Consider the following 14180-nt stretch of genomic DNA (forward strand, 5'->3'; position numbering starts at 1 on the left):
TACTTGTCAGGAAGGGGCCGGTTTTATGCCACATGATGAAGAATGGTTAAAGGAACAAAAACGCGTTGATTATACAATTGAAAAAATGAAGCAGGAAAAAGAAACACTGCTTTCCAAAGTAAGGGCTGTCCGCGGCGAGGCACAGGAAATCCGCAATACGTTCTGGGAAGACGTAACGGTGAACCTCGATGAGCCGGATGATGTCGTGGAAACATCGGCGAGCGTCCGCCAGCAGGCAGAACTGCTTGCTGAACGCGAACGGAGCTACGGGCATATGGAAAAAGACGTGAAAAAACTTGACCGTCTCATTTATTCGCCGTATTTTGCCCGCGTCGATTTTCATGAAGAAGGGGAACCTTCCGAGCCCATCTACATCGGTATTGCTTCCTACCGGGATGAGGATGAGTATCTCGTGTACGATTGGCGTGCGCCGATTTCCAGTATTTACTATGACGGGGTGCCCGGCCCGGTTTCGTATCAGGCGCCGGACGGCAGGCGCGAAGGCATCATGGATTTGAAACGGCAGTTTTTAATCCGGCGCGGCCATATTGAAGCGATGTTTGATACCGGGATCTCGATCGGCGATGAAATGCTGCAGGAAATGCTTGGGGCAAACGCAAACACCCATATGAAAAATATTGTGGCGACGATTCAGAAAGAGCAGAACCGGATTATCCGTGATGTTTCAAGCAATCTTCTGTTCGTGCAAGGGGCCGCCGGAAGCGGAAAAACATCGGTTGCCCTGCAGCGGATTGCGTATTTGCTGTACCGGTACCGCGATTCGCTCCATTCCGAGCAAATTGTTTTATTTTCGCCGAACCAGCTGTTTAATCATTATGTGTCAAAAGTGCTCCCGGAGCTCGGGGAAAACAATATGCAGCAGACGACTTTCCTGGAATTTGCCCAGGCACGTGCCGGCAAAAAGCTGAAAGTCGAAAGCCTGCTTGAGCAAATGGAAAAAGCGCTCGAAGGCAAAGCCGAAAACAGGAAAGAAGCACAAATCAAAGGCAGCCTTGCCTTTTTCCATGCCGTTCGGGATTATGCGGAAAAACTTTTAAACGGCGGCATCATTTTCCGCGATATCCGTTTTAAAGGCGAGACGATCGTGCCGAAGGAAAAAATTGCGGAGATGTTTTATGCCTATGATCAAAGCTACTCGCTGCCGAACCGGTTTCAGCTTGTCAGCAAAAAGCTGCTGAAAGAACTGCAACACATTGCAAAAGAAGAGCGGAAAAAGCCTTGGGTCGAAGAAGAAATGGAACTGCTCGGGACGGAAGCCTATCTTGCCGCCCATCAATATGCCGAGCGCAAATCGCGCAAGAACAATGATGCGTTCAGCGGGGCCGATGATGAAAAAGAATTTTTAGCGCGTAAAATCGTCAACCGGCGCTTCAGCTCGATCCGGAAACAAATCAAAGCATTTCATTATTTCCATATCCGTGCGCAGTATCTGGACTTTTTGCGGCGCGCGCCGGAGTTTGTGCCTGGCGCGGGAGAACGGCTTGATGGAAAAACGCGCGCCGCTTTCCGCGAAGGCTGGCTGCCCTATGAAGATACGGTGCCGTTTTTGTATCTCTTTGACCTTTTGACAGGCAAAGCAACGAGCAGTTCGATCAAATATGTGTTTATTGATGAAATCCAGGATTATTCGCCGATCCAGCTTGCCTATTTGCGCTATTTGTTCCCGTACAGCAAGTTTACGATGCTTGGTGACTTGAACCAGTCCATATTCGGCACAAGCGGCCGTTCGCAGATGGAGCTGATCAAGGAGATTTTCGGCGAAGAAAAAGCGCAGGTCGTATACTTGACGAAAAGCTACCGTTCGACTGCCCAGATCACCCGCTTTACGAAAGAAATTTTAGCGGGCGGGGAGAAGATTGAATGGTTTGAACGTGAAGGCGATTTGCCGGTTGTTACGGTGGCCCGCGGCAAGGAAGAAGCTTTGGCAAAAGTAGTACGGTTTGCGAAAAAATACGCAAAAGATAGCCATACAGTTGCGATCATCGGCAAGTCACAGAAACAGTGTGCCGAAGCGTATGAAACATTGCGGGAAGAACTGGATCTGACCTTTATTGAAAAAGAATACAGCGATCTTCCGGAAGGCATCATCCTGATCCCGTCTTATCTTGCGAAAGGGCTGGAATTTGACAGCGTCATCGTGCTCGATGCTTCGGCGTCTGTGTATAAAGATGAAGCAGAACGCACCCTGCTATACACCGTCGGAACGCGGGCAATGCATCACCTTGCTCTTATCAGCAACGGTCCGGTTACACCGCTTTTAGATAAAGTGCCTGAGACGCTATATGTAAAGGAATAAAAACAGGATAACAATGGCCGGCTGCTGCTAAACCCATCAGCCGGCCATGATCATATCCAGCAAGTAAAACGGCATGCTGAAATAGTTTGATCATGTTTATGATGCGGAATCAAATGGACGGGACTATTACACTTGTTTTACGGCTTTCCATGGATGGTTCTTGAGAATCTTGTTCTTGTTTTTCTTTAAATCGTTTGCGGGTATGATGGACGTCATGAAAGAGGCATTCCTGTCTAGGAAATTGAGCAGGAGTTTAAAGCTTGGGTGCAGAAACAGTAGAGAACGAATACTTTTTAGGGGGGAGCTTATGGAAAAGTTTATTAAAATATGGATGGGTACCTATATGTGGCTTTTGATTTTTCTGCTGGTTCTTTTGTTCGAAGTTTTCGATCATGCTCATGTTTCTCTTTTAATATTGGCCTTTTATTTTTTTGTTCACCTCATCATAGAAATTTACAAAAAAGCGGCAATTAGAAAAAAGTTGTTACTGTTTGTTTGATATTGATTTTTCTTTATTTAAGCTTTGTTTAGGTAAATAACCAAGGCAGTTGCCTTGGTTATTTCATGTACGAAGTTATAGCGTCATATGAACCTACCAGCTTAGTTCTCGAAGAATTTGAATACAATTTTGTACTCCATTTTACATATACTGCGGCATTATTTTCGTCAACATATTTTTTAGTAGTTTAATAATAATTTTTGCTCTTTGATACAGGCATTACAAGGTAATCTAAGATGACTGTGGCCATTCTTACATATCATGAAAATCTTGACATATACAAAATGCGTACCATCCGTATTCCGTGGTAAACTAAATTTGCAAAAACATAAGGAGGATAAAAAATGGCCTTTTCTCAAAAAATTCTTCCAGCTTCTGTTAATATGAAGGAGTTTGAAAGGTTTTTAAAAAGTGATTATGAAATCGGGATTTTCCTGGAACTGCATATCTCACAGCTCAAATATGTCGCGGCGATGGCAAAGGCGGAAGGCAAAAAAATGATTTACCATGTGGACTTGATCCAGGGCCTGAAGAGTGATGATTACGCAACAGAATATTTATGCCAGGAGTATCAACCTTTCGGGCTCATCTCCACGAAAGCCAATGTCATACAAAAAGCAAAGCAAAAGGGCGTTGTCTCGATCCAAAGAATGTTCCTGATTGATTCACACGCGCTTGAGAAAAGTTACAAATTAATTGAACGGACGAAACCTGACTATATTGAAGTTTTGCCGGGCATCGCGCCATGGATGATTACCGAAGTAAAAGAACGGCTTGGCATTCCAATTTTTGCAGGCGGGTTGATCCGTACGCGGGAAGATGTGGAAAAAGCATTGAAAGCCGGAGCAGAAGGCATCACCACCTCGGATACGGAATTGTGGGAAGCCTTTTTGGAAAAGAAATAACGACAGGTGGCTGTTCCGGGCGGCCGCAGCGTTTTTTTGCATGGGGCGGCACCCGGGTGTACAGCAGGCATATTGGCATGACTCCGGGGAAGCCCAAACCAGAAGCGGAAGCGGACTTCAGGTATGTGAAACATTCTCCCATTGGTGCCGAATGGGCACCAGCCGAATAATGGAAATGTTTTCAGAATAGAAGGGTGCCCGCTTCTTTCAACAAAATCAGGAAAATCCGCATATATTTTTTGTGAACATGGATTGACAAAATTTAAAGTAAGCGTTATCATCATACATAAGTTAATAAACTTGGCAGGAGAACAAAGAGATCCACTCCATTCGCAACAAATTTGCGGGCGTCGTGGGTCTTTTTGTTCTTTTTTGATGAAAGGGACCGGAGTGTTGCCGGATCAGCTTTTAATTCATTGGAAATGGAGGAAGGGGTATGAATCCATATTTCGCAGAATTGGTTGGCACAGCCATACTCATTATTTTTGGCGGCGGTGTCTGCGCCAATGTCAATTTGAAAAAATCATTCGCCTACCAGAGCGGCTGGATTGTCATTTCGTTCGGGTGGGGGCTTGGCGTGGCCATGGCGGCTTATGCAGTCGGAAAATACAGCGGCGCTCACTTAAATCCTGCGCTTACAGTCGGGCTTGCATTTAACGGGGATTTTCCATGGTCGAAAGTGGCCGGATATATTCTGGCGCAAATGGTCGGGGCCATGATCGGTGCTGCCGTCGTATTTTTTCATTTTTTGCCGCACTGGAAGGAGACGGACGATCCCGGCGTCAAACTTGGCGTATTTTCAACCGGGCCGGCCATTCCAAATTATTTTGCGAATCTTATCAGTGAAATCATCGGGACTTTTGTTCTCGTGCTCGGCGTACTGACAATCGGCGCGAATAAGTTTACGGAAGGGCTGAACCCGTTCATCGTCGGCATGCTGATTGTCGCGATCGGGTTATCGCTTGGCGGGACGACGGGTTATGCGATCAACCCTGCCCGCGATCTTGGCCCGAGAATTGCCCATTTTCTGCTCCCGATTGCAGGAAAAGGGCCTTCGAATTGGCGCTATGCGTGGGTGCCGGTTGCCGGTCCGCTGCTCGGGGGTTCTCTCGGGGGTGTTTTTTACCGGGCTGTATTTAAGAATGATGGGACACCCGCGTTTTGGGGTGTTTTGCTAACGAGTTTGCTTGTATTATTGATAGTATGGATGATAGAAAACAAGAAAACGAGAGCGTAAGGAGGAAAAAACGGGATGGAGAAATTTATTTTATCAATTGACCAGGGGACAACGAGTTCAAGGGCCATTCTTTTTAACCAAAAAGGGGAGATTGTGCATACGGCCCAGCAGGAGTTTCACCAGTATTTTCCACAGCCTGGCTGGGTGGAGCACAATGCAAATGAAGTGTGGGCATCGGTGCTGGCGGTTATGACGACCGTTTTGACAGAAGCGGATGTGGAGCCGAAACAGATTGCCGCGATCGGAATTACCAACCAGCGGGAGACAACGGTCGTCTGGGATAAAAACACCGGGCATCCGATTTACAATGCCATCGTCTGGCAGTCGCGGCAAACAGCGGATATTTGTGCCGACTTAAAAGAAAAAGGCTATGCTGATATGGTCCGTGAAAAAACCGGGCTCCTTATCGACCCGTATTTCAGCGGGACAAAAATCAAATGGATCCTCGACCATGTTGACGGGGCAAGAGAACGCGCTGAAAAAGGCGAGCTCCTGTTTGGAACAATCGACACTTGGCTGATCTGGAAATTTTCAGGCGGAAAAGCCCATGTTACCGACTATTCGAACGCGTCGCGGACACTTTTGTACAATATTTACGATTTGAAGTGGGACCCCGAGCTGCTTGAAATGCTGGACGTTCCTGCTGCGATGCTTCCGGAAGTCAAACCTTCCTCCCATGTTTATGCACAGACTGCGCCGTACCATTTCTTCGGCGAGGAAATTCCGATCGCAGGCGTGGCAGGTGACCAGCAAGCGGCACTGTTCGGGCAGGCCTGCTATGACGAAGGGATGGCGAAAAATACGTACGGAACCGGTTGCTTTATGCTCATGAATACCGGTGAAAAAGCTGTTTCTTCCAAGCATGGCTTGCTGACGACACTTGCATGGGGCATTGACGGTAAAGTCGAGTATGCCCTTGAAGGCAGCATCTTTGTGGCAGGGTCAGCAATTCAATGGCTGCGTGACGGGATGCGCATGATTAAAGACAGTGCCCAAAGTGAATCGTATGCAGAACGGGTCGATTCGACAGATGGTGTGTATGTCGTGCCGGCATTTGTCGGGCTTGGGACGCCGTACTGGGAAAGCGATGTCCGCGGCGCGGTGTTCGGGCTGACACGGGGTACCACGAAAGAACATTTTATCCGGGCCACGCTTGAATCGCTCGCTTACCAGACGAAAGATGTGCTTGCCGCGATGGAGGCGGATTCCGGATTGCCGCTTAAAACATTGCGTGTGGACGGCGGCGCAGTGAAAAACAATTTTCTCATGCAGTTCCAAAGCGATATGTTGGGCGTGCCGGTTGAACGCCCGGTTGTGAGCGAAACTACAGCACTTGGCGCCGCATATTTGGCGGGGCTTGCGGTCGGTTACTGGGAATCGCGTGAAGCAATTGCCCGCCAGTGGAAAGTGGAACGCAAATTTGAACCGTCACTCGCGGAAAAAGAGCGCGAAGCCTTATATAGCGGATGGAAAAAAGCAATCCACGCAACCATTGCCTTTAAATAGATTTATAGCATTTCGGCTGCCGTTCTTGCTGCAGCCGGCATGGTTTGATCCGGCTTGTCCTGCGGCAGTTTAGCTGTTGCAGGCGGCCACTGCTTTTCAATAGATTGCTATGGTTCGGTTTTCACAGCACCTTGGATTCCCGGCCATCCGGATGTGACTGCAGAAAATGCGGTATTCAGCCGGTTTTCCTTCGATGGCTTGTCTATTGGACTTTTAAACAGCTTTCGGGAATCGTGGCCGGCTATTGCTTTGTTGCCGCGCATGGTTCGGGCGCTATTGCCTTCCATGCTTTGGCCGGCGGTGCCTTATCTGCCGGGGCAACGGCATGAAACAGGTATTACTCACATTTGCCCGGTGCATAACAGCTGAAAATCAGCGGAAGGTCTGTTATAATAAAAACAAGTTCATAAAATGTCAAGAGATGCAGAGAGACCTGGCTTGTTTTATGGGAGTTTTCCATAATGCATGTTTCAGGTCTCTTTTTATTTTAAGGAGGAGATGAAAATGGAATTTTCAGGAAAACAGCGCGGGACGGTTTTACAAGGCATGAAAAATAAAACGTTCGATCTGCTTGTGATCGGCGGCGGCATTACAGGGGCCGGCATTGCGCTTGACGCAGTGACGCGCGGCATGTCGGTAGCGCTTGTCGAGATGCAGGATTTCGCGGCGGGCACGTCAAGCCGGTCAACCAAACTTGTCCATGGGGGCCTGCGGTACTTGAAGCAGTTTGAAGTAAAGATGGTGGCTGAAGTCGGAAAAGAGCGCGCCATCGTTTATGAAAACGGCCCGCATGTGACAACGCCGGAATGGATGCTGCTGCCGTTCCATAAGGGCGGCACGTTCGGCGCGTTTACAACGAATATCGGCTTACGGCTGTACGACTTTTTAGCTGGCGTGAAAAAAACGGAACGCCGGAAAATGCTGTCGGCTTCGGAAACCTTAAATAAGGAACCGCTGATCAAAAAAGACGGGCTGAAAGGCGGCGGTTATTATGTCGAATACCGGACGGACGACGCGCGGCTGACCATTGAAGTCATGAAAGCAGCTGTCGCACACGGGGCGCTGGCTGTAAACTATGCAAAAGCGGAAGAGTATTTGTATGAAAACGGCCGTATCTGCGGGGCCACTGTTCGTGACCAGATCAGCGGGGAAACCGTAAATGTGCGGGCGAAAATGGTCGTCAATGCGACCGGGCCGTGGAGTGATAAAATGCGCAATAAGGACGGGAAAGGGAGCAAAAGCCTCCGCCTCACAAAGGGCGTGCATATTGTGTTTGACCAAAGCATCTTCCCGCTCCGGCAAGCCGTGTATTTTGATACGCCGGATGGCCGCATGGTGTTTGCCATTCCGCGCGGCGGCAAAACGTATGTCGGCACAACGGATACATTTTACGACAAAGACCCGATTCACCCGAAACCGCTCCCGGAAGATATTGATTACTTATTGAAAGCGATCCGCTTTATGTTTCCGGAAGTCAAAGTGACAGCCCATGATGTCGAATCAAGCTGGGCCGGCGTCCGTCCGCTGATTTACGAAGAAGGAAAAGACGCCTCCGAAATTTCGCGTAAAGATGAAATTTGGGAATCCGAAAGCGGCCTCGTGACAATCGCAGGCGGCAAACTGACCGGCTACCGGAAAATGGCGGAAACGGTTGTAGATCTTGTGGCGCGCAGGCTTGGCGGCAATTTCCGGCCGTGCCAAACGAAGCACTTGCCGATTTCCGGCGGTGACGTAGGCGGCTCTGAAAAATTGCCGGCGTTTGTCAAAGCAAAATCAAAAGAAGGGGAAGCAAGCGGCCTGTCTGCTGAAGCAAGCCGGGCGATTGCGGAAAAATATGGCACGAACGCGGATCACGTATATGCATACGCGAAAAGCTGGAAAGACGACTATCCGCTGCCGCGGGAAGTGTACGCCGTATTGAAATACGCAGTGGAACAAGAAATGGCGGTAAAACCGGTCGATTTCTTCATTCGCCGTACCGGTGCCCTTTTCTTTGATATCAACTGGGTCCGCAAATGGAAAGAGCCGGTCATGACATGGTTGGCCGCCGAATTTTCCTGGGATGCGGAGACAGAACAGGCGTACAGGGAAGAATTGGAAGAAGCATTGCGAGAAGCGGTACCGGAAGTATAAACTTGTCCCGGAAAAAGGCACAGACCCTGGTGGCGACTATTCATATTGGGAGTATACGTTCCCAGCATTCTTTCAAAGACAGCTGGAAAAAAGCAGCGGGCACTGTTCCGCTGCTTTTTGCGTTTTGTTTAGACCATGCTTTTTTAAAAGCAAAATTTTTTTAATATAAAAATAGTGAAAACGGGAGAAACCTGTACTATAATAGAAATATAATTCGTAACACTAAAATGTAAGCGCAAACAGAGGGGATGGCAAATGAGGATCAACTTTCGGAATCTTACAGTACAAGTCGTGATTGGCATCATTCTGGGGATTATTGTAGGGCTTGTTTCACCTAAATTCGGCGCAGAACTGAATATTCTCGCGCAATGGTTTATTAAACTCATCAAAATGCTCGTCCCGCCGATTATCTTCTTTACGGTCATTATCGGGATCGGCGGCATGGGGGATTTGAAAAAAGTCGGCCGGATCGGCGGCAAGGCGCTTATCTATTTTGAAGTCGTCAGCACGGTTGCGCTCGCCATCGGTCTGGTTATCGTTAATTTGATCCAGCCTGGCCACGGCATTGATACAAGCCATGCGAAAACAAGCCAGGTTTCACAATTCGTCACGCAGGCAAAAGACAACGAACACGGTTTTATTGGTTTTATTTCCGGTATTATTCCGGAAAGCATCGCCGGGGCTTTTGTCAAGGGAGACCTTTTGCCAATATTATTCTTTGCGGTACTGTTCGGGGTCGCTGCTGCATCCCTCGGGGAGAGGGCAAAACCGGTTATCCGCTTTTTTGAAGACATAACGGAAATCTTCTTTAAAATTGTCGGCATTGTCATGAAAGTGTCGCCGATCGCTGCATTCGGGGCAATGGCCTATACAGTCGGTCAGTTTGGCGCAAGCTCGCTGATCAATCTCGGCGAATTAATGGGATCCGTCTATCTGACGATGATCATTTTTATCGTGCTTGTCCTCGGCGGGATTGCGAAAGCGTTTGGGTTTAATATTTTCAAATTCATCGCTTATATAAAGGAAGAACTTTTACTCGTGCTCGGGACTTCTTCATCGGAATCGGCGATGCCTTCCCTGATGAGAAAACTCGAAAAATTCGGCTGTTCAAAATCCGTTGTCGGCCTTGTCGTTCCAACCGGCTACTCGTTTAACCTGGACGGCACCGCCATCTACTTGTCAATGGCTTCCATTTTCATTGCGCAGGCGTACAATGTGCACCTGACGATCGGGCACCAAATCATGCTGCTGCTGATTTTAATGCTGACATCAAAAGGGGCGGCGGGCGTGACCGGTTCCGGTTTCATTACCCTTGCTGCGACTTTGTCTGCGTTCCCGGTTATCCCGGTTGCGGGGATCGCACTGTTGATCGGCGTGGACCGATTCATGTCCGAATCGCGCGCGCTCACAAACATTATTGGAAATGCCGTCGCGACGGTCGTCATCTCCAAAACAGAGAAAGAATTTGACAAAAAGGAAGCACCGGAAACGGTTGCCCATCCTACAGAATCGATTCCTTCTTAATAAGAGGCGCTCCGATTGGGACCCTCTTCTTTTTTAACATTGGCTTTGGAGAATACGCGGGGTAATTGAGAGATAGTTGCACTTTATTGAAGGAAGGATAAGAGGCGTTCCGAGGGGGGACACTCTTATTTTTTTAACATTGACTTTGACTTTGGGCGGTGTGCTTATTTTTGTGTACAATAGGGTGTGTTGAGGGATTTGTCCAGCAGGCCGCCTGCAGCTACGTAATGATATCTATGAAATTTGGAGAATACCGAGTAATTGAGGGATAATTGCACTTTATTGAAGAAGGGAAGTGAGCGCTTTGGAAAACCTGCGTAAAATGCCGCTTTTTAAAGGACTCGGGGACGCGGATCTGGCTGTGATCGCCGATATATCTGTTAAAAAGCATGCAGAAAAGGATGCGCATATTTTTTTCCAGGGGGACCCGCAGGAAGCCGTTTATTTTATTGAAAGCGGGGAAGTGAAAATTTACCGCACCGATGCGAACGGCAAAGAGCAAGTTGTCACACTGCTTCGCGATGGCGACATGTTCCCGCATGTTGGTTTTTTCCGTAAAATAAGCTACCCGGCGAATGCGATGGCGGTTGTAGACACGAATCTCGTTGCGATCCGGATTACTGATTTTGAAAACGTGTTGCTCAACAATCCGCAGCTGACCATGACTTTATACGGTGTGATGAGTGATGAAATCCTTGACTTGCAGGACCGGCTCGAAGCCCAGATTTTAAACAACGCTTACGAGCAAGTAGTCAAACTTTTTCTGCGCCTCACCCGCACACATGGCGTTCAGGAAAAAGACGGGTTTGTCCTCGTGAAAACCCCGCTCAACAACTCCGACCTCGCCAACATGATCGGCGTCACCCGTGAAACGGTCAGCCGCACGATCCGCCAGCTTAAAGAAAAAAACCTCATCCTCCCGCAGGAAAAAGGCACATACCTCATTCACCAGGAAAAACTGACGGAGGAACTGCTCAGGGTATAAAGATTTTCCCGCCGGTAAGAATTAAAGCAAAGAAAGACAAGGGGGCGTCGTGGGAGCGAAATGTCTTTCATCGGGGTGATGAAGGACAAAAGTAAAGTGCCCGTGCAGCGAAATGTCTTTCATCGAGGTGATGAAGGACAAAAGAGGAGCGCCCGGGTCAGCGAAATGTCTTTCATCGGGGTGATGAAGGACAAAAGAGAGGCGTTCGGGCAGCGAAATGTCTTTCATCGGGGTGATGAAGGACAAAAGAGAGGCGTCCAGGCAGCGAAATGTCTTTCATTGGGGTGATGAAGGACAAAAGAGGGGCGTCCGGGCAGTGAAATGTTCTTCATCAGAGCTATGAAAGACAAAAGTGAAGTGCCCGCGCAGCGAATTGTCTTTCATCAAGGTGATGAAAGACAAAAGGGGGTTGCCCACGCAGCAAAATGTCTTTCATCGGAGTTATGAAAGACAAAAGAGAGCTGGAATCCGAGCAAATTGTCCTTTTGGGGGATTCAAAAAGACAAAAGAAAGCCGGACCCGGGGTGAATTGTCCTTTTGGAGGTCTCAAAAAGACAAAAGAAAGCTGGGATCCGGGCAAATTGTCTTTTTGGGGGATTCAAAAAGACAAAAGAGAGCTGGAATCCGAGCAAATTGTCCTTTTGGAGGTCTCAAAAAGACAAAAGAAAGCCGGACCCGGGGCAAATTGTCCTTTTGAAGGTCTCAAAAAGACAAAAGAGAGCTGGGATCCGTACAAATTGTCCTTTTGAAGGTCTCAAAAAGACAAAAGAGAGCTGGAATCCGGGCAAACTGTCCTTTTGGAGGTTTCAAAAAGACAAAAGAAAGCCGGACCCGGGGCAAATTGTCCTTTTGGGGGGTTCAAAAAGACAAAAGAGAGCTGGAATCCGAGCAAACTGTTCTTTTGGAGGTCTCAAAACGACAAAAGAGGAACGCACGCGCAACGAGTTGTCTTTCCCCGGGGCCAGGAAAGAAAAATAAAAAGCAAACCGCCCCTTTTTAAAAGGCTGCCTGGGAGGACAGCCTTTTAAAAGTCAAACGGCTTCTTCGAGTAACCGCTTGAATAGAATATTATTTTCCAGGTGAATGTGCTGGAATGTATCATTTTCAAAATTTTCAAGGCGTTGGTACACGAGCTGGAATGTACGGCATGCCCCTTCCGGCAATGTATAGTCATTTGTAATTTCGCGGAGCTGGTGCAAAATTTCCCCGACAGCGGCATGTTCCGTTTCAAGATCGGCCAAACCGGCTGTCGCGGCTTTCAGGTTAGCGGCAGATGGATGGCTTTCGTATGCACGAATGGCCGGAAATTGTTCAGCATCTTCTTTTTCAGTATGCGCCAGCAGTTCTGCTTTTAATTGGTTAAACAGTTCATGCACTTCGATGAGATGCGGGTGGTTGCCGCCGTGGACGCGCATCACTTTTGTCACATACGGGCTCAAATTTGGCAGCTCCTCGCGCAAAAACGCATGGTGGGTGGCCTGAATGTGGTTGACAATTTCCGTATAGCCCGCTTCATTCCAATTTTGCCCAACGGCTTTTCCGGCATATTGGCCATAAAGGTTACAAATGGCATCAACCAGTTCATCTGCTGACAGGTTGCGCTTTTCCGCTGCTTCTTTCACAGACACATTGCCGCCGCAACAAAAATCGATACGGTTTGCTTTAAACAGATCCGCCGCTTTTGGAAATAAAGTTACAATTTCCCCGACAGTCTGGTTTGTTGTAAAACGTTCCATCGAATTCACTCCTCCATTTCATTGCTGTCTTCATCATAAACCATCAGCACCCGCTTATTTGTGATGCACATCACAGCAATTGAGAAAAGTTCTTATTTAATAGAAAAAAGTGATTGAGAGCACTGAAAAAATGATGTTTTATTTTTATTTATACAAGGATGCAAAAAATGGCGGGACACTATGAATGGTGGTGTCTCGCCATTTTTTGTTTTCTCTTAGGCTTTTTCAGTAGCTTCAACTGATCCTTGGCCTAAGCAGCATGATCTGACCAAAGAAAAAAGCGCCAATTTAAATTGACGCTTCCGCAATTATTCCGCTTTGCTTGCTTCTAATTCCACCGTAAATTTGATTTCATCGCCAACGAGGACACCGCCTGTTTCAAGGGCTGCATTCCAAGTAAGGCCGTAGTTGCTCCGTTTTACGGTCCCTTCTGCACTAAAGCCGGCGGTTTCCGCACCGCTCATCGGGTTTTTCGAAATCCCTTCAAATGTGGCTTTAAATGTTTCTTCTTTTGTCACGCCATGGATCGTCAAATCACCTGTGACGTTATATTCATTGTTTCCTGCCTTTGTAACCGACTTGGAGACAAATGTAATTTTCGGATATTGTTCGACATCTAAGAAATCTGCAGAACGAAGATGATTATCGCGGTCATCATTTTTCGTGCTAATGCTGCTGGCATCAACAATAAAAGAAATGTTTGCATCCGTTAAATCCTGGGGATCGGCTTCGAGTTCGGCTTCAAAATTTTGAAAAGACCCTTTTACTTTTGAAATCATCATATGTTTTACTGTAAAATCAATGGTGCTGTGTGCATAGTCAACTGCCCATTTTGTTTTTGCCATCATGAATTCCTCCTGTTTTTAAAACTTACTTTTCGTAACTTAGTTTAATATTGTAAGTGAAAAAAGTCAAGAAAACCGAACCCATTTTTTTAAAAGGGTTCGGTTTCTAAATCTGCAGGTAGGCAGAACCCTGCATGTTAACAGTGTTTTTGCACTTTCTTTCGCAGTATAGTGGTTCTTACACCAGGCAGAATCCTGCATGTTAACGGTGTTTGCGGGAACCAATCCGGGTACGCCGTAAGTCGCGCAAAAGCCGCGTGCTGAAAACCCGCAGCAATGCGTGCCAATCAATAACTGGAGAAGGTAGGTAATTCCAGCCCAAAAATTGCATGCCAACTTATATATAGTGATGCCCATTCCATCGCATCTATATACTCCGGCTTTAGCTCTAGGCCAGATTGGACAGGTGCAGCCATTCATTCCTTGGTCATTACGTATACTTCAATTCGGTCGTCAACCGAGCTCCGCGGCAAAGCCATTCATTTCTTGACAA

General features: G+C 47.5%; 11 protein-coding genes. 9 read left to right on the forward strand and 2 right to left on the reverse strand.

Annotated elements, in window-relative coordinates:
* The first annotated feature begins 25 nt into the window (after nucleotides 1–25).
* From helD to NST20_RS01905, 9 genes are all read left to right on the forward strand, one after another.
* Complete coding sequence (gene helD / locus NST20_RS01865; protein ID WP_342399942.1) at nucleotides 26–2317, forward strand: RNA polymerase recycling motor HelD; 2292 nt, start codon at nucleotides 26–28, stop codon at nucleotides 2315–2317.
* A gap of 307 nt (nucleotides 2318–2624) precedes the next feature.
* A complete protein-coding gene (locus NST20_RS01870; RefSeq protein WP_081110474.1) occupies nucleotides 2625–2816 on the forward strand; it encodes a hypothetical protein in 192 nt (63 codons plus the stop codon).
* 344 nt (nucleotides 2817–3160) lie between these two features.
* The gene (locus NST20_RS01875) at nucleotides 3161–3721 is read left to right on the forward strand and encodes a glycerol-3-phosphate responsive antiterminator (RefSeq protein ID WP_013858254.1); all 561 of its coding nucleotides are present in this window, start codon (nucleotides 3161–3163) and stop codon (nucleotides 3719–3721) included.
* A gap of 436 nt (nucleotides 3722–4157) precedes the next feature.
* A complete protein-coding gene (locus tag NST20_RS01880; protein WP_342399943.1) occupies nucleotides 4158–4958 on the forward strand; it encodes an MIP/aquaporin family protein in 801 nt (266 codons plus the stop codon).
* Nucleotides 4959–4973: 15 nt separating this feature from the next.
* On the forward strand, nucleotides 4974–6464 hold the full coding sequence (glpK, locus tag NST20_RS01885; protein ID WP_328196988.1) for a glycerol kinase GlpK: 1491 nt from the start codon (nucleotides 4974–4976) through the stop codon (nucleotides 6462–6464).
* 504 nt (nucleotides 6465–6968) lie between these two features.
* Nucleotides 6969–8597: a glycerol-3-phosphate dehydrogenase/oxidase gene (locus NST20_RS01890; protein WP_013858258.1), complete on the forward strand. Its 1629-nt coding sequence runs from the start codon at nucleotides 6969–6971 to the stop codon at nucleotides 8595–8597.
* Nucleotides 8598–8852: 255 nt separating this feature from the next.
* Nucleotides 8853–10121 (forward strand): C4-dicarboxylate transporter DctA, encoded by a 1269-nt coding sequence (dctA, locus tag NST20_RS01895; RefSeq protein WP_041818673.1) that lies wholly within the window; start codon nucleotides 8853–8855, stop codon nucleotides 10119–10121.
* A 304-nt stretch (nucleotides 10122–10425) separates the two neighbouring features.
* Nucleotides 10426–11106, forward strand: coding sequence for a Crp/Fnr family transcriptional regulator (locus tag NST20_RS01900; RefSeq protein WP_081355884.1), 681 nt, complete (start codon nucleotides 10426–10428; stop codon nucleotides 11104–11106).
* 485 nt (nucleotides 11107–11591) lie between these two features.
* Nucleotides 11592–11855, forward strand: a complete 264-nt coding sequence (locus NST20_RS01905) for a hypothetical protein (RefSeq protein WP_342399944.1) — start codon at nucleotides 11592–11594, stop codon at nucleotides 11853–11855.
* 282 nt (nucleotides 11856–12137) lie between these two features.
* Here the strand turns inward: NST20_RS01905 and ric are convergent, their stop codons facing one another.
* Together ric and NST20_RS01915 are read right to left on the reverse strand one after the other, a co-directional pair.
* Entirely contained in the window at nucleotides 12138–12842 is a 705-nt protein-coding gene (gene ric / locus NST20_RS01910; protein ID WP_029142991.1) for an iron-sulfur cluster repair di-iron protein, read from the reverse strand.
* 308 nt (nucleotides 12843–13150) lie between these two features.
* Nucleotides 13151–13687, reverse strand: a complete 537-nt coding sequence (locus NST20_RS01915; RefSeq protein ID WP_017554099.1) for a YceI family protein — start codon at nucleotides 13685–13687, stop codon at nucleotides 13151–13153.
* Between the last annotated feature and the right edge of the window lie 493 nt (nucleotides 13688–14180).

It is taken from the genome of Weizmannia sp. FSL W8-0676, from assembly GCF_038593015.1.
Taxonomy (GTDB): Bacteria; Bacillota; Bacilli; order Bacillales; family Bacillaceae_C; genus Weizmannia; species Weizmannia coagulans.

Bases quoted from the DNA above. Each gene is read 5' to 3' on its own strand.
- helD (WP_342399942.1), top strand. From the start codon at position 26: ATGCCACATGATGAAGAATGGTTAAAGGAACAAAAACGCGTTGATTAT.
- NST20_RS01870 (WP_081110474.1), top strand. From the start codon at position 2,625: ATGGAAAAGTTTATTAAAATATGGATGGGTACCTATATGTGGCTTTTG.
- NST20_RS01875 (WP_013858254.1), top strand. From the start codon at position 3,161: ATGGCCTTTTCTCAAAAAATTCTTCCAGCTTCTGTTAATATGAAGGAG.
- NST20_RS01880 (WP_342399943.1), top strand. From the start codon at position 4,158: ATGAATCCATATTTCGCAGAATTGGTTGGCACAGCCATACTCATTATT.
- glpK (WP_328196988.1), top strand. From the start codon at position 4,974: ATGGAGAAATTTATTTTATCAATTGACCAGGGGACAACGAGTTCAAGG.
- NST20_RS01890 (WP_013858258.1), top strand. From the start codon at position 6,969: ATGGAATTTTCAGGAAAACAGCGCGGGACGGTTTTACAAGGCATGAAA.
- dctA (WP_041818673.1), top strand. From the start codon at position 8,853: ATGAGGATCAACTTTCGGAATCTTACAGTACAAGTCGTGATTGGCATC.
- ric (WP_029142991.1), bottom strand. From the start codon at position 12,842: ATGGAACGTTTTACAACAAACCAGACTGTCGGGGAAATTGTAACTTTA.
- NST20_RS01915 (WP_017554099.1), bottom strand. From the start codon at position 13,687: ATGGCAAAAACAAAATGGGCAGTTGACTATGCACACAGCACCATTGAT.